The sequence below is a fragment of the Micromonospora sp. NPDC049139 genome (assembly GCF_055586845.1).
Window position 1 is genome coordinate 84,028 of the sequence record NZ_JBVJHK010000011.1, and the last position, 19,151, is coordinate 103,178.

Annotated in this window: 14 protein-coding genes and 1 tRNA gene; 7 read left to right on the forward strand and 8 right to left on the reverse strand. The window is 73.4% G+C overall.

Translation table 11 applies throughout. The features are described from left to right. The first annotated feature begins 145 nt into the window (after nucleotides 1-145). A complete protein-coding gene (locus ACZ6Q9_RS19635; protein WP_466021418.1) occupies nucleotides 146-379 on the forward strand; it encodes a hypothetical protein in 234 nt (77 codons plus the stop codon). On the opposite strand, the gene ACZ6Q9_RS19640 is transcribed toward ACZ6Q9_RS19635, so the two are convergent. The 3 genes from ACZ6Q9_RS19640 to ACZ6Q9_RS19650 all read right to left on the reverse strand — a co-directional run bounded on the left by ACZ6Q9_RS19640 (nucleotide 380) and on the right by ACZ6Q9_RS19650 (nucleotide 2,075). After that, nucleotides 380-1,399: a tyrosine-type recombinase/integrase gene (locus ACZ6Q9_RS19640; protein ID WP_396827244.1), complete on the reverse strand. Its 1,020-nt coding sequence runs from the start codon at nucleotides 1,397-1,399 to the stop codon at nucleotides 380-382. Next, the gene (locus ACZ6Q9_RS19645) at nucleotides 1,396-1,677 is read right to left on the reverse strand and encodes an AbrB/MazE/SpoVT family DNA-binding domain-containing protein (protein WP_466021419.1); all 282 of its coding nucleotides are present in this window, start codon (nucleotides 1,675-1,677) and stop codon (nucleotides 1,396-1,398) included. The genes ACZ6Q9_RS19640 and ACZ6Q9_RS19645 overlap by 4 nt, the downstream gene beginning before the upstream one ends. A gap of 314 nt (nucleotides 1,678-1,991) precedes the next feature. Beyond that, a tRNA-Leu gene (locus tag ACZ6Q9_RS19650) sits at nucleotides 1,992-2,075 on the reverse strand. A 222-nt stretch (nucleotides 2,076-2,297) separates the two neighbouring features. Here ACZ6Q9_RS19650 and ACZ6Q9_RS19655 point away from each other — a divergent pair. The 6 genes from ACZ6Q9_RS19655 (at nucleotide 2,298) to ACZ6Q9_RS19680 (ending at nucleotide 13,445) form a co-directional block, all read left to right on the forward strand. Continuing rightward, a complete protein-coding gene (locus ACZ6Q9_RS19655; protein ID WP_396827248.1) occupies nucleotides 2,298-5,138 on the forward strand; it encodes a tetratricopeptide repeat protein in 2,841 nt (946 codons plus the stop codon). Between the two features lie 155 nt (nucleotides 5,139-5,293). Beyond that, nucleotides 5,294-7,918: a fibronectin type III domain-containing protein gene (locus ACZ6Q9_RS19660; RefSeq protein ID WP_396827250.1), complete on the forward strand. Its 2,625-nt coding sequence runs from the start codon at nucleotides 5,294-5,296 to the stop codon at nucleotides 7,916-7,918. Between the two features lie 27 nt (nucleotides 7,919-7,945). Next, nucleotides 7,946-8,941 (forward strand): AAA family ATPase, encoded by a 996-nt coding sequence (locus ACZ6Q9_RS19665; protein WP_357700432.1) that lies wholly within the window; start codon nucleotides 7,946-7,948, stop codon nucleotides 8,939-8,941. A 12-nt stretch (nucleotides 8,942-8,953) separates the two neighbouring features. Next, nucleotides 8,954-10,126: a DUF58 domain-containing protein gene (locus ACZ6Q9_RS19670; RefSeq protein ID WP_396827252.1), complete on the forward strand. Its 1,173-nt coding sequence runs from the start codon at nucleotides 8,954-8,956 to the stop codon at nucleotides 10,124-10,126. A gap of 152 nt (nucleotides 10,127-10,278) precedes the next feature. Then, entirely contained in the window at nucleotides 10,279-12,642 is a 2,364-nt protein-coding gene (locus ACZ6Q9_RS19675) for a transglutaminaseTgpA domain-containing protein (RefSeq protein WP_396827563.1), read from the forward strand. A gap of 401 nt (nucleotides 12,643-13,043) precedes the next feature. After that, on the forward strand, nucleotides 13,044-13,445 hold the full coding sequence (locus tag ACZ6Q9_RS19680; RefSeq protein ID WP_393458297.1) for a hypothetical protein: 402 nt from the start codon (nucleotides 13,044-13,046) through the stop codon (nucleotides 13,443-13,445). Nucleotides 13,446-13,654: 209 nt separating this feature from the next. Here the strand turns inward: ACZ6Q9_RS19680 and ACZ6Q9_RS19685 are convergent, their stop codons facing one another. The 5 genes from ACZ6Q9_RS19685 to ACZ6Q9_RS19705 all read right to left on the reverse strand — a co-directional run bounded on the left by ACZ6Q9_RS19685 (nucleotide 13,655) and on the right by ACZ6Q9_RS19705 (nucleotide 18,910). After that, nucleotides 13,655-14,554 carry a CU044_5270 family protein gene (locus ACZ6Q9_RS19685; protein ID WP_396827254.1) on the reverse strand — a complete coding sequence of 300 codons (900 nt, stop codon included), beginning with the start codon at nucleotides 14,552-14,554 and terminating at the stop codon, nucleotides 13,655-13,657. 1 nt (nucleotide 14,555) lies between these two features. Beyond that, entirely contained in the window at nucleotides 14,556-15,170 is a 615-nt protein-coding gene (locus tag ACZ6Q9_RS19690) for an RNA polymerase sigma factor (protein WP_396827256.1), read from the reverse strand. A 356-nt stretch (nucleotides 15,171-15,526) separates the two neighbouring features. Beyond that, complete coding sequence (locus ACZ6Q9_RS19695; RefSeq protein ID WP_393458288.1) at nucleotides 15,527-15,952, reverse strand: hypothetical protein; 426 nt, start codon at nucleotides 15,950-15,952, stop codon at nucleotides 15,527-15,529. Nucleotides 15,953-16,287: 335 nt separating this feature from the next. Further along, nucleotides 16,288-16,932 (reverse strand): dihydrofolate reductase family protein, encoded by a 645-nt coding sequence (locus ACZ6Q9_RS19700; RefSeq protein WP_393268180.1) that lies wholly within the window; start codon nucleotides 16,930-16,932, stop codon nucleotides 16,288-16,290. Between the two features lie 277 nt (nucleotides 16,933-17,209). Next, a complete protein-coding gene (locus ACZ6Q9_RS19705) occupies nucleotides 17,210-18,910 on the reverse strand; it encodes a vWA domain-containing protein (protein ID WP_396827259.1) in 1,701 nt (566 codons plus the stop codon). Nucleotides 18,911-19,151: the final 241 nt, after the last annotated feature.

Sequence of the window (19,151 nt, forward strand, 5' to 3'; positions counted from 1 at the left end):
CGATCCTCATCCGGCGCGAAGGCCGAGCGCAGCCTCCTCAGATGTAGACGCGGGACTCGCCCCGCACGACGTTGCGATCCTCGCCCGGCGCGGTGGCCGGGCGCAGCCGTCCTCGGCCACCGCGGGATCGTTGGCGAACTGCGAGTTGCGATCCTTGCCCGGCGCGGTGGCCCGGCGCAGCTGCGGGCACCTGCGCGGCTCGCACGGCCACGAGGACGAGTTGCGATCCTCGCCCGGCACGGTGGCCGGGCGCAGCATGACGGCCAGGACGATCGGCGGGCCGGAAGCTCGGGAGTTGCGATCCTCGCCCGGCGCGGTGGCCGGGCGCAGCGCCCTCGACGCCAACCTCGCCGAGCTACGCGAGAACCCGCTGCGGTAGCTACGCCAGGGGATGGGGTTCGTTGGTGAGGGCTGTAAGCGCGGCAGCGACCTCCTGGAGGCTCGCCCGCACGTAGGTCGTGGTCGTGCCTACGTCGCCGCCACTGTCAGAGTGACCGGCATAGGCGCGGGCCACGGCGTAGCCGAAGTTCCGCTCCACCCACGTCAGCGTCGTGTGCCGCAGCCAGTGCGTGCTGATCTGCTGCACGTACACCCACGGCAGGTGCTCACCGATACGAACCCACAGGTGGTCATAGCGTCGGTACGTGATCGGCTGCCCGTTCCGGTACCGCAGCAACTGGCCCGTTCCCGTGGCGTGCCGCTCCTCGGCATGCCGCTGCAGATGTCTCATCAGCGTCGGTGACACCGGCTGCCACCGCACCGTGTCCCCCTTCTCCCGCAGCAGAATCAGGCACTGGTCCGGGTCGAGGTCGACCGGCCGCAGTGCCAGCGCCCCGCCCCGGCGGCACGCCGTCTCGGTATGCAGCCGCAGCAACAGACTGTCCAACGCCGGATCGTCGCCGGTGCTGGCCGCCACGGCGTTGATCTCCGCCAACCGGGTGTCCGCCACCGCCCGCCGGGTGCTCGGCAACCGCCGCGGCTTGGCCACCTTCAGCGCGGGATTGTCCGCCGCCGCAATGAACCCGTCGGCGACCGCCCGCTTGTACAGACACCGCAACGCCGCGATCAGGTGCTCCGCCGCACTGCGCCCGCCACGGGCGTTGCGCCGGGCCACCACGTGCGTCTTGACGTACTCCGCCAACTGCTCGATCTCCGACGGGGTGGGCTCATCCAGCCGCCGCTGTCCCCAGTGCTCCAGGACCCGATTCCAGTACGAGCCATACGCCCGCCTCGTACCAGCGGTGACCGCCGCCGACACGACAGGAACGTACTCGGCGAACGTCGGCGCCGGTGGACGCTCGGACGCCGCCTGAACAAGATCAGCCGGCAAGATTCCCATCCGCGCCAGCAACAACCGGGCGGCATCCAACTCCGCTCGCCCCGCCGGGGTGTCGCTCATGCGCCATCACCGCTAAAGGCCGCGGCGTGGGCCTGGGCGATCATCGCGTCCAGCGCAGCCGGGGGGTGCACCACGAGCCGGGAGGCGTCCGGGTCGGCCGCCAGGAACACGCGGTCGCCGGCGGTGAGCCCACACCAGTGCCGGACCACGGCCGGCAGCCGCAGGTGCCCTTCCTTGGTTACGGCGAACACGCCCTGCTGATCGGCGGCCACGATGATCAGCCCGCGATGTTCCCGGATGTCGAGTCGACGGCCGGGAGCCCAGCCGAGGGCCCTCATTGCGGTCCGGTCGGCGACCCGCCCACGGGAATCGAGGGTGACCAGGCCGTAGACGGTGCTCGCAGCGCGACGGGCGACGAGTCTCGGCAGCGGCAAGGGCGGTCGCTTGATCGCGCCTGGGGAGGACTTCCCGCGGCCAGCGCTCAGCTGACCTGGCAGAACCACAGCCGGGATGACGGCGGAGACAGCCTGGTTACTCACACCGCCCACCACCCCGTAAACGGGGCCGCCATGGGCTTACAGAGAGTGAACGAGGGTGGTTGAAGTCGCTCAACCACCGGTCCGCAAAACGTCGCACGAATGCTACGCGGGAGTGTCCGAGGGGGGACTTGAACCCCCACGCCCTATACGGGCACTAGCACCTCAAGCTAGCGCGTCTGCCATTCCGCCACCCGGACTTACTCGTCCAGCCTACCGCGCCGACCTGGGGGATCTCATCACCCGCAGGCCGCTCTGGCGGGCCGCACGAGGAGTTACTGTACACGCCCCGGGTGGATCATGCACATCGGCTTCCGGCCGGTGCGTCCGTGCAGGTCGGGCCGGTCCACGACGCGGGACGACCGACGCCGACCGGCGGGCCCGGGTAGCGTCCGGCGGGTCCGACCCGGCAGCATGACCACGTGTCCCATCCCTCTCCCCTGGCCGCCGTCCAGCACCGGGCCCTCGCCCTGCGCGCCGCGGGCGATCTCACCGCCGCCCGCCGGTTGCTCGCCGACGCCGTCGGATCCGCCCGGCCGCCGTACGGCGAGGATCACCCGGATGTGCTGAGCACCGCGCACCTGCTGGCCCGCCTGCACCGGGAGGCGGACGACCCGGGCACTGCCCGTCGGACACTGGAGGAGGCGTACGCCGCCGGCGAGCGACGCTGGCCGCCCGCCGACCCGCTGATGTTGGCGCTCTCCTTCGAGTTGGCCTCGGTGGCGCATGAGTTGGGCAACCGGCACGAGGCCCGCCGCAACTACCGCCTCGTCGCCTCCCTGGGCCCCGCCGTGCTCGGTGTCGACCACCCGGCCGTACGCACGGCCCGGCAGTATCTCGGCGATGCCGCTCCCGCCCCTCAGCAGGCCGCGCCGGGCCCGCGGCCGGACCTGTCGGCCCTGTCGGAGCCGACCATCTCGCTGGCCGCCCTCTCCACCGCGTGGCGGCCCCACGAGCCGACCGCGATCCCCCAGCCACCCCGGTTTCCGGCCGCACAGCCCCCGACGGTGCATCCTCCGCCCGCGCCGCAGGCGACCGCTGGCCCACCCACGGCGCCGCCCGATCCGCCGTACCACCGGCCGATCCCGCCGCCGCCCACCGTTCCGGCTCCGCCGGGTCCGGCTCGGGCCACCGCCACCCCGCCGCCCGCGCCGCCGTACCCGCCACACACCGGCGCCGCGCCGGTGCCGCACCAGCCGCCGGCCCAGCCCTACCCGGGTCCGCCGCATGCCGGCCGTGTGCCGCCCCCGCCGGTGGTGCCCGCGCCGCCGCACGCCACCCCGGTGCCGCCTCCCCCGGCGGTGCCCGCCCCGCCGCACACCGGCGCCGCCCCGGTTCCGCCCCCGCCGGTGGTGCCCAGCCCGCCGCACAGCGGATGGGCTCCCCCGGCCCCGCCCGTCGTACCGAACCCGCCGCACGCCGCCCGGGTGCCGGCTCCGCCCGTACCGCCGCACGCCGCCGCGACCGGACAGGCCACTCCGCACGCCGTCCCGGCGCAACAGATCCCGCCGCCTCCGGCGGTACCGCCGCACCACGCCAGCGGTACAGCAGCGCCGCCGCAGTCTCCGTGGGCCCCTGCCCCTGCCCCCGCGCAGCCGTTCGTGGCGCATGGTCCGTCGGCGCCCGCGCCGCAGAGCCCGCCTCATCCCGCCGCACCGGCGGCCGAGGGCACCTCCCCGTCCGCCAGGACGATCCCGCCACCGCCGCCGGTCCCGCCGCACGCGGCGCACGCCGTCTCGTCTCCCCCGCCTGCGGCGACGACCGCGGCGTCGGGCCCGCGACACGCGGCGCCTCCCGCCCCCGCCGCCGTGTCGGTGCCGCCCACGCCGCCCGCCGTCGCGCCGTCGCGGCCGGGCCCCGCCGTGCCACCGCAGCAGCGGACGGCCCACGGGGCGACGGCCGACGCCACGCCCTCCACGGCACCGGAACCCACCGCCGAACCGGCCGCGTCCCCGGCATCCGGCGGTCGGCCGACCGCGGCACCGACGTCCGGCGACAGGACGCCGACACCCCCCACCCCGCCGTCGGTCCCCACCGCCCAGACGTCCGCCCCGGCCGCCGCACGCCCGGCGCCCGACGCCGAGGCACCGCGTCCGGCCGTGCCGGACGACGCGGCGTCGGCCGGGCCGGAGGCGCCGGAACAGTCGACGCGCGGGCCCAGGTGGGACAACCCCACGATCCAGGTACGGCAGATCGAGCCCCTGCTCGCCGAGGAGGCCGCCCGCGCCGCCAACGCGAAGCAGGCCGAGGCCGCTGCGGCCACGCCGGCCACCACCGCGCCACCCGGTACGTCGGAGGCCACCCCCGCCTCACCCGGGACGTCCGAAGTCACCGCCACGGCCCCGCACCCGCCTGCGCCGACGACACCGGTCAGCGCACCGCCGGTTCCCCCGGTCAGCGCGCCACCGATCAGCGGACCGCCGGTCAGCGCGCCTCCCGGGTACCCGCCCGTCAGCGCACCGCCGCAGCCCTCGCCTCCCGTGAGCGGGGCGCCGGCGCCGCCGTGGAGCATGACCGCGCCGCCGTGGAGCAGCACGGCTCCCCCACAGGCGCTGACCGAGCCGCCGGCCACCGGGAGCGACCGCGACCAGGACGTCGAGGACGAGCGGGACCAGGAACCCGCGCTGGAGCGGAAGCGGGGCCGGGAGCAGGGGACCGGAGAGCAGGCGCCGGCGTACCTCGACATCGACGAGACGTTCCCCATGAAGGAGGTCCCGTCGCCGTCCACCGTGCCCGGGCCGGCCCACCAGGTGCCGGCCTTCCCGCCGCCGCCGGCGGCGTACCCGATGGTCGCGGAGCCCGAGGAGCGCGGCCGGAGCCGGACGGCGGTGGTCGTCGCCGTGGTCGTCGCGGTCCTGGCCGTGGCGGCGCTCGTCGGGGTGGGCGTGCTGGTGCTCAGCCGGGAGGCGGCGCCGCCGGCCGGGCCCGCCTCACCGACCGCGTCGACGACCGCGGCGGCCTCGCCGAACGCGGCCGGCCCGCCGCCGGGCGACCTGGCGCTGCGGGACGACTCGGCGACGATCACCCTGAGCTGGACGGACCCGGCGCGCGGCGGCGTGCCGTTCATGGTGGCCGGCGGCCGGGCCGGGCAGAAGCTGGGCGTGATGGCCACGGTGGACCCCGGCCAGACCAGCTACACGGTCAACGGCCTCAACTCGCGGGTGGACTACTGCTTCACGGTGCTGGCGGTCTACTCGACGGACTCGTTCGCCACGTCGGGGCAGGTCTGCACCGAGCGGGAGGGCGACACGCCGACGACCTGAGGCTGACCCCCGGCGCGGCGCGCACGCTCGGTGTCCACAGCGGGACAGCGCGGGTTCCCCCGCCCCCGGCCGGGCCATATGATGGCACCCGGCTCAGGGGAGGGTCGCCGGTCAGGGCGCGCCACCTGCCAGGACGACACGGGAGGCAGCCGGTAGTGGCCACCATCGACGACGCCGCGAACGCCGGCGGTCCGCGTCCCCGCTCCCGCCGGATGCGGGGCGGTCTGGTCACCATCGGGACGGTGGCGGCGCTGCTGGCCGCGATGGGGCTGACCGTCCTCGGTCTCGGCGCGGCGGACAACGCGGTGGCGAGCTACGACGCGAGTTCCTGGCTGTGGAGCACCGCCCGCAGCGAGATGGCCCGGGTCAACGGGGTCACCGCGCGGGTCGACACCCGGGTCGAGATCCCGGCCGCCCGCCGACACCCGATGCAGGTCACCCAGACCGACCGGCTGCTGATCCTGCGGGACCTGAACACCGGCCAGGTCAGCTCGCTGGACCTGGCCACCCTGCAGATCACCGCGACCACCCGCACCACCCCGGGCCTCGGGGTCAGCGTCGCCCTGCACGAGGACGCGGCGTTCGTCGTCGACGCCGTGCAGGGCATCGTCCGGCAGCTCGACCCGCAGTCCCTGACGCCGGTCGGCGAGCCCGTGCGCTACCCGCCGGGCATCACCGGCGGGTCCTTCGACGGGGAGGGCCGGCTCTGGATCGCGGTGCCCAGCGAGGGCACCGTCTCGGCGATCACCGCCGCCGCGCTGCCCTCCGCGCCCGCCTCGGCCGCCGCCGGGGCCGGCCTCAGCCCGAAGCAGGTCGAGACGTACGACGTCGCGGAGGCCAGTCACGAACTGGTCGTCTCCACCCTGGACGACGGCGTCGCGGTGCTCGACCGCACCGCCGGCGCGCTGGTCACCGTGCAGCGGGGCCAGGTCCGTCCAACGCCGCTGACGATGAGCGCCCCGGGCGCGCTGCCGGCGCGGACCAGCGGGCCGGCGGTGCCGGTAACGGTGCCCGGCGAGCGGCGGGTATACGTGGTCGGCAACGGCGGCGAGGTGCGCGTGTTCACCGTGCCGGGCACGGGCGACCGGCTCAGCCCGGCGGTGGCGTGGGCCGGCCGGTTCTACTGCGCTGACGAGGCGTCGGGCACGGTCTACGCCTTCGACGCGAACGGCCAACTGGTCGACACCATCCGGGGTAAGGGGACGGGGCCGCTGGAGCTGGAGGTGCGGGAGAACCACCTCTTCGTCAACGCCCCCGACTCGGCGACCGCCCGGGTGGTGGACGACAAGCACCAGGTCCGCGAGGTCGACAAGTACGCCAACGACGTGCTCGGTGGCGACCCGCCGCCGGCTCCCACGCCGCCGCCCCCGCCGAAGAAGCCCAAGGTCGGCAAGCCGGGCGCGCCGCGCAGCGTGACCGCCGCCGCCGGCAATGCGCAGGCCCGGGTCAGCTGGCGGCCGGCCCCGACCAACGGCGCGGAGATCACCCGGTACGTGGTGGAGGGTGCCGGCCAGCGGGTGCAGGTGGGCGCCAACCAGCGGGCCGTGGAGATCAAGGGCCTGACCAACGGCGAGACGTACCGGTTCTCGGTACACGCGGTCAACGCCAAGGGCGACGGCCCGGCGCGGACCAGCAACCCGGTGACGCCGACCGCCGCGGTGCCCGACCCGCCGGCCAGCGTCACCGCCCAGGAACGGCCGGACGGCACGGTGCTGGTGCGTTGGCCGGCGGCGAACGGTCAGGGCAACACCATCGCGAAGTACGTGGTGACGGCCACCTCGGCGGGCACCAACGCGCCGGCCGGCGAGTCCCGCAAGACGGAGCTGGTGGTGCCCGCCGGTGAGCTGGAGTACGGCACGCAGTACGCGTTCACCGTCGTCGCCGTCAACGACCGGGGCGCCGGCTCGGCGGCCTCCCCGGTGAGCAACACCGTCGTGCCGTACGCGGCGCCGGACCGGCCCGCCGACCTGCGGGCGACCACGGTCGCCGACCGGCCGGGCACGGTCGCGGTGCAGTGGTCGCCGGCCGGGGCGAACGGCCGCCCGGTGACGAAGTACCTGGTGGACGTGGGTGGGCGCACCAGCGAGGTGACCGACACCCGGGCCACCGTGGACGGGCTGGGCAACGGCCAGAACGTCACCGTGAAGGTGAAGGCGGTCAACGAGGCCGGTCCCGGCCCGGAGGCCACCGCCACCGCCCGCACGGTGGCCGAGCCCCGCATCACCGTGACCGGCTCGTCGGCGACCGCCACCTCGGCGACGGTCACGTTCACCGTGGACGCCGGCGGCGGCAAGGCGACCTGCTCGCTGAGCACGAACGGCGAGCCGACGAAAACCGGGAACTGCTCCGGCATCACGATGACGGGCCTGGCCCCGGGCACGGCGTACACCTTCACCGTGACCGCGAGCAACGCCGCCGGCAAGGGCACCGCCACCCGCGCCCAGGCCACCGACCCCCTCTACGGGATCGCCACCTGCAACAACGGCCCCGACGGCGACCAGCGGACGTACTGCAACTCCGACGTCGACGGCCGCAACGGCAACGAGATCTTCTCCGTCCCCCGGCAGGACAACAACCGGCAGGTCGGCTGGGCGAAGCCCGGCACCCGACTCAAGGCGTACTGCAAGAAGTCGGGCGAGAACGTCGACTCCTGGATCTACAACAACCAGAAGCAGAGCACCTGGTGGGTGCAGGTCGAGTACAGCGGGAAGAACTACATCCCCTGGGCCTGGCTCAACCTCGAGGGCGGCGACAACATCAACGTCCTGCCCACCTGCTGACCGCCCAGGCAAGGAGCACCACCGACCGTGAACACCCACGAGCCGCTCACCCAGCCGGAGGTGCAGGGCTTCGCCGCCCTCGCCGCCCGGCTGGCCGAGAACGTCAACGCGGTCGTGCTGGGCAAGCCACAGGTGGTCCGGTTGGCGCTCACCGCGCTCTTCGCCCAGGGACACGTGCTGCTGGAGGACGTGCCCGGGGTCGGCAAGACCACCCTGGCCCGGGCCATCGCCGCCACCGTGAAGGGGCAGTGGCGGCGCATCCAGTTCACCCCCGACCTGCTCCCCTCGGACGTGTCCGGGGTGACCATCTTCAACCAGGCCACCCGGGGCTTCGAGTTCCACCCGGGGCCGGTTTTCGCCAACATCGTCATCGCCGACGAGATCAACCGGGCCTCGCCGAAGACGCAGTCGGCGCTGCTGGAGGTGATGGAGGAACGCACCGTCACCGTCGACGGCGTCCGGCACCCCGTGCCGCAGCCGTTCCTGGTGGTGGCCACCCAGAACCCGGTGGAGATGGACGGCACCTACCGGCTGCCCGAGGCCCAGCTCGACCGGTTCCTGGTGAAGCTCTCCGTCGGCTACCCCGACGAGGCGGTCGAGGTGGAGGTGCTGCGCGGCGCGACGGTCCGCTCCCCCGAGGCGCTCACCGCGGTCACCGACACGGCCACCGTCGGGGAGATGGTCCGCATGGCCCGCCGGGTGCACATCGCCGAGCCGCTCTACACGTACGCGGTGCGGCTGGCCGCGGCCACCCGCGCCCACCCGCAGGTGCGCGTCGGGGTCAGCCCCCGGGGCGTGATCGCCCTGACCAGGGCGGCGTGCGCGTACGCGCTGATCGACGGGCGGGGCTGGATCATGCCGGAGGACCTCAAGGCGCTGACCGAGCCGGTCTTCGCGCACCGGCTGCTGCTCACCCCGGACGCGCAGGTGCGCGGGGTGACCGCCGCCGAGGTGCTGCGCCAGGCGGTCGCCTCGGTACCGGTGCCGCTTCCCTCGGGCCAGCCCGCCCCGGTCCAGGGCTGACCGGCAACGCCGGTGTCCGCGCTCACCGCCCGAGGCGTCGGGCTGCTCGTCGCCGCCGTCGTGCTGCTCGTCGCCGGCTTCCGCTTCGCGTACCCCGAGCTGACGCTGCTCGGCGCGGCGGCCGGCACCGCCGTCGGCTACGCCCTGGCGACCGCGGCCTGGCGGCCCCGGCTGGAGGTGACCCGCAGCGCGGACCCCGACCGGGTGGCGCGGGGCGAGCCGGCCGCGATGACGCTGACCGTACGCAACGCCGGCCGGCTGCCGGCGGCGAGCCTGGTGGCCGAGGACCGGTGCGGGAACCGGTCGGTCCCGGTGCCGCTGCTGCGGCTGCGACCGGGCCGCGACACCACGGTCCGCTACGACGTGCCGACCTCCCGCCGCGGGGTGGTGCCGGTCGGGCCGCTGCGGGTGACCCGGCGCGACCCGCTGGGCCTGGTGGCGCTGGCCCGCCCGTACGGCGGCACGGTGCCGGTCTGGGTGCACCCGCGCATCCATCCGCTGCACGCGGTGCCCACCGGGGCGGGACGCAGCCTGGACGGCCGGGTGGACAAGGTGCCGCACGGGTCGATCACCTTCGACTCGCTGCGCGAGTACGTGGTCGGCGACGAGCTGCGCCGGGTGCACTGGCGCACCAGCGCCCGGGTCGGCGAGCTGATGGTGCGGGAGAACGTCGACACCAGCCTGCCCCGGATCGTGGTGCTGCTGGACAACCGGGCGGTCGCCCACCCGGAGCGGGTCGACGGGGTGGCCGAGTCGTTCGAGTCGGCGTGCGAGGCCGCCGCCTCGGTGGTGACCGCCGCGGTCCGCGAGGACCTGCCGGTGGTGCTGCTGGTGGTCGCCCCGGAACCGTCCGGGCCGGACACCACGGGCAGCGAGACGGGGCACGGCGGCGGGCCGCTGGACCGACTCGCGGCGGCACAACTCGCCGACGACGACGTCCTCCAGCCCGCCACCGCCCGACTGCGGCGGGAACGGCTCGGCGACACGCTCGTCTTCCTCACCGGTCCGGGCGGCCGGGGCGACCTGGGTGCGGTGGGCGCGCTGCGCGCCGCGTACCCGTCGGTGGTGGTGGGGATCTTCGGGGCGGCGGAGCCGGCGCCGTCGGGCGCGGCCGGCCTGGTGGTGATCGACGCCCCGGACGGCGCCGCGTTCGCCGCCGAGTGGGACGGGGTGCGCAGGTGGTGAGGGCGACCGGCGGAGTCCGCGCCGGCACGGCGGTGCCGCCGCCGGCCGACAGCGGCGGCCAGGCCACGGGCAGCAACGGCCAGGCCGCGGGCAGCGCCGGGCCGGACCGGGACGGCACCGGCGGCAGCGGGACCGCCGGGCCGGGGCGGGCAATGCTGCGGGCGCTGCGGGCCGTGCCGGTGCCGCTGGCGCTGATCGCGATGATCGGCCTGGCCGGCGCGGTGCTCGGCCGGGTCTACGCCGGCCCGCTGCTGACCCGGCTGGTGCTCGGTGCCGCGATTGGTTCGGTGCTGGTCAGCATGGCGGCCCGCCGGCTGCCGTCGTGGCTGGTCGCGCCGGTCTCGGTGACCGCGATGGCCGGCTGGACGGCCTGGTCGCTGCGGCTGACCGGGACCCGGGCCGAGCTGCCCGGCGGTCTCGCCGAGGTGACCGCGGACGCCGCCACGAACGGCATCCCCCGGCTGCTGACGGCGATGATCCCGGTCGAGCCGACCCCGGACACGGTGCTGGTGCCGCTGGTCGCCGCCTGGCTGGCCGGGCTCGCCGCGGCGGAGGTGGCGCTGCGGGCCGGCCGGGTGCTGCTCGGCTACCTGCCGCCGGTGCTGCTCTACGCCGCCGCGCTCTACGTGGTCGGCCCGAACGCCGACCCGGCGATCGGGCCCACCCTGGCCTTCGTGGCCGTGGCGGTGCTCGGCCTGGCGGTACCATCGGGCGGCGCGGCGACGCCCGGCGACGACCCGACCGCCGGGCTGGCACCCGCGGTCCGCGCCGCCGTGCGGGCCCGGCTCGCCGCCGCCTCCGCCGCCGGGCTGGCGGTGGTCGTCGGCCTGGCCGCCCTGCTCGGCCCGGCGCTCGCCGGCAAGGTCGACGGCCGGCCGGTGGACCCGCGCCGGTACGTCGAGCCGCCGCAGGTGGAGGCGCTCGACGAGAGCCCCCTCATCCGCATCTCCGGGTGGGCGCTCAACCCCGGACAGAAGCTGCTCGACGTCCGCACCGACTCCCCGGACGCGCCCGCGCCGACCGGGACGCCCGACCCCGCCCCCGACTCCGGGCCGGACACCGGCGGCCGGCCGGCACCGATCCGGCTGGCCGTGCTCAGCGACTACGACGGCGTGACCTGGCGGGTCGGCGCGACGTACCGCAACGCCGGACGGATCCTGCCGGCGACGGCACCCGCGCCGGACAGCACCGTGCGGACGGTACGACAGGAGATCACCGTCGCCGAACTCAGCGGCCGGCTGCTGCCCGCCGTCGCCACGCCGCGCGAGGTCACCGGGGCGCGGGTGGCGTACGACCCGACGACCGGGACGCTGATCCGGCCGGAGGGGCTGACGCCGGGCCTGAGCTACACCGTGACCTCGGCCGTGGAGACGCCGGACGGAAACCTGCTCAGCACGGCGGACGTGCCGGCCGGCGACGAGGTGGCCCGGGTGCTGCGGGTCGCCGACGGGGTGCCCGAGCCGCTGCGCCGGCTCGCCACCCAGCTCGCCGAGTCCAACGGCGCCCCGTACGCGCGGGCAGCCGCCGTGGAGCAGTTCCTCGCCGAGCACTACCGCCTCGTCGCGGACGCGCCGAGCGGGCACGCGTACCCGAACCTGAACTTCTTCCTCTTCGGACCGCGCGACGCCGGCGGCCAGCGCGGCACCTCCGAGCAGTTCGCGGCCGCGTTCGCCGTGCTGGGCCGGCTGGCCGGGCTGCCGACCCGGGTGGTGGTCGGTTTCCGGTCCACCGGCGACGGCCCCGTCCGGGCCGGCGACGCGTACGCCTGGCCGGAGGTCCTCTTCGACGGGCTCGGCTGGGTGCCGTTCGACCCGCTGCCACGACCCGACGAGGAACCGCGCCCGGTGGAGGAGGACTTCCGCCCGACGCCCGACGAACCGCCCCCGTCGGAGGTGCCGGAGCCGACGGTCGAGCCGACCGCCCCGCCGGAGCCGGTGGCCGCGCCGGACAAGCCGACCGACGCCGGCGGGCCGTCCACGGCGCTGCTCGTCGGCGGCGGTACCGGCGGCACCCTGCTGCTGGTCGTAACGGCGCTGGTCGTCCTGCTGGTGATGCGCCGGGCGCAGACCCGGGCACGGCTGGAGCGGGGCGACCCCGGCCAGCGCATCGCGGGCGCCTGGCGGGAGCTCACCGACGCGCTGCGGCTGGCCGGCCGACCGGTCGGCGGGGACCTGGCCGCCACCGAGGTCGCCGCCCACGCCCGCCGGGCCCTCACCGACGGCCGGGCCGGCATCTCCGGGGCCCCGGCCGATCCGGTCGGCACCGCCGGTCCCGCACCGGCAGACACCGGCCCGCCGCACACCACGGCAAGTGGCGGGAAGCTTGACGCCCAGGTGGACGAGCTGGCCGGCCTGCTCAACCAGGCGGCCTTCGCCCCGGGCACGGTCACGCCCGAGCAGGCCACCCGGGCCGGCGCGATCGCCAACGACTACGTCACCGCGCTGCGGGCCGCCCGCCCCTGGTGGCGCCGCGTCCTCTGGTCGGTCCGCCCCGGCCCCCTCCGCTGGCGGCGCTGAGCGCTGTCACGCAGGCCACCACGGATGAATGACCGGGGCTACGATGTGCCGCACCGTGACAGGAGGGCCGGTGGCACATCGTCTGCGGTTCGTCGCGCTGCTGCTGGGCACGGTCGGCCTGTACGTCGGCTTCTGGTGGCTGGCGGGCCGAGAATGAGGGGCTGACGGTCACGCTCACCCACCAGGCGCGACCTGCGCCGCGATCGTCGTAACGCGATCGAGGAACCACACTTGCTCCCTGACGAGGGCCACCAGGTTGAGTACCGCGACTCAGGCGGGCTGGCACGTGCCGGGCCAGGATCAGGGGCATGACCAACGCAGGGGATGACGACCGGCACGACGGTGCCGTTGCGGGCTCTTCCCCTCCCCGAGAGCCAGGCCACTGGGCGTACCCCTGGTTGATGCTGATCCTGGCGCTGCCCGGCGCCGCATGGTCCCTGTACGCGGGCCTCATCTCCTCCGCGGCATTTTTCGGTGAGCAGCCCTCTCCGACCGACCACGCCACCACCACCGCCGCTGTCCTGTCCGGGGCGTCTCTATGGCTGGTAACGGCTCTGCTCACCGCAGTCGTGTTCCGCCGCGCGGTGGTGCCGGTACTGTGTGGCCTTGCGGCAGCCGGCTTCGCTACGGCGGCCATGTCGGTGCAGCCGCGTGCTCCGCTGAACACCGCGGACAGTGCGGGCTGGCTGTCGGCCTGGACTCCACCGACGAGTTGGGCGATCGTCCTCTGGGGCGCTACCGCGCTGGTGCTGTCGGCGTACGGCCAGGCGGCCAGGGCGCGTGGCCGCCGCGCGGCCCGCTGACGACCGGGCGGCGCCCCCCTCAATGGGCAGCGGGTTGTCTTCTTGCCCAGCCACCACCGCACCACCTGCTCAGAACGCCGTCACCGCACCCCTGCCGTGGCCGCTGCGGTCACCTTCACCACGTGGAAGTCGGAACTGCTGGACATGGGATACCAGCCGGGCACCGATGGCGGGCCGCGCCGGGCGGCCCGCCCGGGTGGTACTGGAGGTCAGCCCGTCTGACCGACTTCGTCGACGACGGTGTGGGTGATCACCGCCGTGTATCGCGAGGTGCCGAGGTAGGCATAGGTTTCGGGGTGGAAGACGAGGACCATCTGCTCCGCTCCGTTCGTGGACGGCCAGGCGATTCCAATGCCCGGCCGGCCCGCGCCATCCGTGACGTGCTCGACGGCGCGTAGACCCGGGACTGCTGCTGCGGCTTCGTACAGCGCCGCCCGCGTCTGCGGTCGTAGATAGCTCTCGGCGAGGAAGAGCACGTCCTTGCCGGCGGCATTCACGTCACCGGCTTCGCCGCTGCGGTGCTCGGCCAGGTAGGTCCGCATGGCGGCCGCGTCGGTAGGCAGGTCGGAGCGGTACGCGGGTTCCGGGGCGCACTGCTCGGTCCGGCCCGGAACCACCTGGCCGCCCTTCACCGCGGCCATCCGCCCGTTCCGGCAGCCCGGAATGACCGTCTCCGTGGTGCCGCCAGCGGAAGTTTCTCTGACCAGTCCGTCTCGGGTCCCGTCCACCGACATCCAGCTCTCACGGATCGACTGGCGGTTCTGAGTGCGCTGGTAGATGAGCTGGTCGGATCGGGGGGTGAGGTCAGGCATCCGGAGCGAAACGGCCGCCGCGTTCCGCAGCACCTGGCTGGCATCGGCCCTGGCAACCGGCGCGTCACCGCCGAGCTGATCCGGAGCGAGCACGACCACCGAGGTGACCGCCGCCGCGACGCCCACCGCCACCATCCCGCTGAGTACGAGTCGCCAGTTCCGTCGGTTCGAGCGGCGAATCGTCGTGGGAGCAGGGGACGTGGCGGTCATCGCGGCTAGAAGCCGGCCGCGGGCCGAGGCCAACTGTTCGGGGGCGGCCGGCGGGGTCTCCTGGCCGATTTGCTGGAGCAGTCGCATGTCATCCATTGCTCATTGCCTCCTCGATCGTGATGGTGGAATCGCCGCCCAGCGCGTCGCGGAGCAGCCTGCGGGCGCGGTTGAGTCGTGATCGCACGGTGCCCACCGGAATCCCGAGCGCGGCGGCCGCCTCGTCGTAGGTCAACTCCTCCCAGGCGATCAGGAGCAGCACATCCCGGTCGCCGGTGGAAAGCTCGGCCAGGGCGCCGAACAACATTCGGCGCAGCGACTGCGCGGTGACCACAGTGGCGACACGGTCGTCGTGCGACGCCTCGTTTGTCGCGGGGACGTACGCCTGCCGCAGCCGGTACTCGCGCTCCTCCTCGCGTCGGTGCTGGCTGACGAAGGTGGTCGCGATTCCGTAGAGCCATGGCCGGGCGTCCGGACGGGCGGTGTCGTACCGCTCCCGGCGACGGAACGCCACCAGGAACGTCTCGGCGGCCAGGTCGTCCGCGATCCCGGTACCAAGCCGCCTCGCCAGGTAGCGGTGGATGTACGGGGCGTGCCGGTCGAAGATCACCGCGAAGCTCTCAGCATCCCGGATGGATCGCTCGATGACTGCCCCATCCGTCAACGTGCCGACGTCGACAGCCTTCACTCGTCTAAAACGGTTCATGCGCGACCTTCCGCGGAGCCGGGATTCATCACCTGTTATCCGCAGGTCGCGGGAAAACGGTTCACAGGCTGGCGCTCGTGCCGGGTGAACCTATCCGGCGGGTGGAGTGTTGCCGGCACCCAGCGAGGAGCCAACACTCGGAGTGGGAGCCGCTACTGCCCCGTCACCTTTTGATCGTCTCCAGCCGGGGACTCCTCGGTCGCCCGGTCCGGTACGACTTACTGCCCCTGTCGTTCGGACGATCCGGTGGGGGTGTTGTCGCCGGGTCGGGTGGCGTCGGTGGACCGCTGATGGGGACACGGGCAGCGAACGCCGACAACGCTGGGGCCGACCCCGCACCACAGCCGCCTGTCCGATCAGACCCGACGACGTTCATGGATAGCGCACTCGCCGGCACGTCGCGGCCGGTGCAGCCAGGGCGCGACCCGGGGCGCCGCCGCGATCAGGGCAACCGCGAGTGTCGTGATCACCGCTTGCCCGATCCGGCCGGGCGTGATGCCCGGCGCGGTGTCCAGCACGTAGTTGGCGTACCCATTCGCCGCCGCGTCGCTGCCCAACAAGACACAGCCGAGCAGCAGCCCTTCGATCCGGCGCAGCACCAGCAACAGCCCGGCGAGCGGATCGAACACGGTCAGCGAGGTGAAGTACAGCGTCAGCCAGGTGGGGATGGACTGGCTCGGACCACCCGGCCGGATGCCGAGCAGGTCGCCCAGGTGCACGATCCCGCCGTACGCGAAGAGGCAGACGGCGGCGATCGCGACGACCCGAACCCACCGGGGCACGCCGGCCCACCGCCGGAGCGATGTCTGCCGCGTCGCGCCCACTGGCCCCCCGTTCCGGTCGGGCATGGCCCGCCCGCGCCGCTGTCGACCCTACGCCCGACTCCGTCCCCGCCGAGCAGGACGCGTAAGTTGGTTCGGCGGAGTCGTGCCGTTCGTCCTTGCGGCATGAATGCCGCCCATGGCCTCTCTGTGGTCGTCAGGCTGGCGGATCAGGCGGGCAGCGGCGGTGGCAGATCGCGGTTCGCGACGGGCCGTGTCCGCACCTGTTCAGCTGGGCGCTGCCCTCGAATGGGACCGCAGAGCAGCCAAGCAGCCGCTGCCCAGGTGCCGTCGGGTCACTTTCGCCAGAACAGGTGGTGTGTCACGCCGCTCGGGCTGGGCACGACCTCGAGATGGAACCGGTCGAGCAGCTCATCGTGGGACTCCCAGAGTCGTAGTCCGGACCCGAGCTTCACCGGCGAAACCGCCACATGCATGGTGTCGACGAGGTCCGCGTCGAGGAACTGCCGGATGGTGGTAACCCCACCGCCGAGTCGGATGTCCTTGCCCTGCGCCGCCTCCCGCGCCTGCTCGAGGACCGTGGCCGGGTCTCCGTCGATGAAGTGAAACGTGGTGTCGGAGAGCGTGATCGAAGGACGTTTGTGGTGGGTCATGACGAACACCGGGGTGCGGAACGGGGGCTCGTCACCCCACCAGCCGCGCCACTCATGGTCGCTCCAGGGCCCGCGCTGGGGCCCGAACTTGTTGCGGCCCATGATTTCGGCGCCGATGTTGCGTGCGTAGTCCCGCGTGAAGTAGTCGTCGAGGCCCCGACTTCCCCCGGGGGCGGTGCGCATGGGCCAGCTCGCCGTGGCGCCGGCCCAGGCGAACAGCCTCTCGGGGTCGGCGTGGCCGAACGGACGCTCGAGGCTCTGGCCCTCACCGGCACCGATTCCGTCACTCGACACGTTGAAATTCTGCACTCTCAGTAGTTGAGCCACGCGTTCCTCCTGTGTTGTCGATGATGCTGGTGAGACTCTCCGGGCCGGAGAAACTCATCGCTGCGTCCGTGCCCGGCCAGAAATTGAGCTACCTCGTAGTAGTGACCATGAGCGTTGTTGACGGCGTGGCGGGTTGAAACGATGAGACCTCCGGCGAGGTGTGAGGTGCTGACGCCCACGACCAAAACGGAGGTCTCATGGCCCAACATCGCAGCCACGCCTCACTCGGCGGCAAACCACCGATCACCCGCGTCAACAACGGTGCCGGGCATTCCAACTAGAAGCTACTGACCAGCTTGACGAACGCATCGTCGATCTTCGCCGGGTCACGGGCGTCGAACGCCTTGCCCGCGGACGCCTTGGCGATCCGGTCCAGCGTCCCGAAATCGGACTGCTCATCAAAGGCGATGCAGAAAATCTTGATCGGTCGTTCCGGATCCAACGCGACGTCTTGGAGCAGCCGGGCGAGGTTGCTGTCCTTGTTGTACTCGTTCTTGCCGTCCGTCAGTACGACCACCGCGTTGATCCGGGACTGGTCATAGTGGTCGAGCATGTGACGGTGTGCCGCCCGTACGGTGGCGTACAGAGCGGTGCCGCCCTCGACGTGGAGGTTGTTGATTTTATTGGTGAGCGCCTTCTGGTCGAACGCCGACAGCCGGACCTCCTCGCTGTACGGCGACTTCGGCCGCTGTTTCGTCTCGGACGAGAACGACCAGAGCGCAACCTGGTCCTCGGAGTTCAAGAGGCCAAAGCCCTTGGCGGCGGCCCTGGTCGCCACCTGGAACCTGGTCCGGTCACCGATCCTTGCGTTCATCGAACCGGACGTGTCGACGGCCACGAGGATGTTCGCCTTCTTGCGCAGCGTGCCCCAGCCGGTGAGGATCGCCTTGACCACGGTGGGATCCGGCGGGTCGAAGTAGGTGAGATCTTGGGCCCCGCGCCCGCCGACGGAGGCGATCAGCGGGCGGGCCGCGTTCTGCTGGTGGTCGCGGAACCCCAGCCGGCTGAAGCTCTCCTGCTGCGGCGCCTCTTGGAGGAACGCCAGGAAATCGGCAGCGGCGTCACGTTGCTCCGGGCTGGCCGAGGGGAGCACCACGTACGGGTGGTCGAGGTTGAACGTGCCCTCCTTCGGATACAGCGCGACCAGGGGGACCCTCGGCTTCTCGCCCCGGGTCGGGCTCAGCTCCCCCTCGTTGTACTGGTAGACCAACTCCTCCTGCGTCACCACCGCGCTCATGTCCGTCGGAGCCGCCGTGCCGGACAGGTCCGCCTCGGCGCGGTCCTTCAGCAGATCCACGATGTCGTCGCTGTAGTGGGACACGTTGGCCTCGATGCGACGGACGAACTGGGTCACCGCCGGATTCGCGATATCGCGCTCGGTAAGGTCACTGGCCCGGTTGATGGCCGCGTAGTAGCTCGCGATCGTGGCCGCCAGCCCGGAGGTGGACAGGTTCGGGTTGACCTTGCCGAAGGTGAACCGCCCCCACTCGGGGCGACCGAAGGTGGCCCAGCCCGAGCGCCCGGACGAGCCCAGGATCTCGCCCCAGCCGAGGGGACCCTGCTGTTGGAGCAGCTCTCCCTTCGGCTGCGGCATGGCGATGACCAGCGGGCTGTTCGCGATCGACGGGTACCGGCCGGGGGTCTGCGCCGGACGCCCGGCGGCCTCGTCCCGCAACCTCAACTGCCCGGTCCACAGGGTGGACGTCGGCAACCACACCTGCGGCCGTGGCAGGTTGGGCTGCTTGACCGACCATTCGCCGGCCAGCGCGTCCGTCGCCGCACCGGACGAGAGCCCATGTACGGTCACCGCGGCGCACCGGCCACCGAACCGCCGATCGCTCTTGTTGTAGCGTTCCGCCAACTCGCCGAGCAGCACGTCCTTCTCGATCGACGAGCTGACCTCCAGCGGCGTGCACCCGACGTCCGCCGCCGGCCGAACGATCAGATAGGCCGCCGTGACGACCGCGAATCCGGCCACGATGGCTGCGGTGTACGGCAGCCACGGCCGAGCAGTCGGTCGACCTGAAACCATGTGGTCCCTCCAGAGTGTCGGCTGACGGCGTCGACATCAGCCACCAGCCCGGCCGAGCCGCCCTGCGGGCCGACCGGATCGTGTTCGTGGGTCAGGGCCCGGACCGGCCGAAGTCGATCACGCGGGACCGTCGCATCCGGACTGACGGTGGCCGGCATCAGGTCGCGATGGACCAGGTCGGACGGGC

Excerpts from the sequence above, each read along its gene's own strand:
- ACZ6Q9_RS19675 (WP_396827563.1), top strand. The coding sequence starts at position 10,279 with ATGCTGCGGGCGCTGCGGGCCGTGCCGGTGCCGCTGGCGCTGATCGCG.
- ACZ6Q9_RS19690 (WP_396827256.1), bottom strand. The coding sequence starts at position 15,170 with ATGAACCGTTTTAGACGAGTGAAGGCTGTCGACGTCGGCACGTTGACG.
- ACZ6Q9_RS19685 (WP_396827254.1), bottom strand. The coding sequence starts at position 14,554 with ATGCGACTGCTCCAGCAAATCGGCCAGGAGACCCCGCCGGCCGCCCCC.
- ACZ6Q9_RS19645 (WP_466021419.1), bottom strand. The coding sequence starts at position 1,677 with ATGAGGGCCCTCGGCTGGGCTCCCGGCCGTCGACTCGACATCCGGGAA.
- ACZ6Q9_RS19680 (WP_393458297.1), top strand. The coding sequence starts at position 13,044 with ATGCTGATCCTGGCGCTGCCCGGCGCCGCATGGTCCCTGTACGCGGGC.
- ACZ6Q9_RS19640 (WP_396827244.1), bottom strand. The coding sequence starts at position 1,399 with ATGAGCGACACCCCGGCGGGGCGAGCGGAGTTGGATGCCGCCCGGTTG.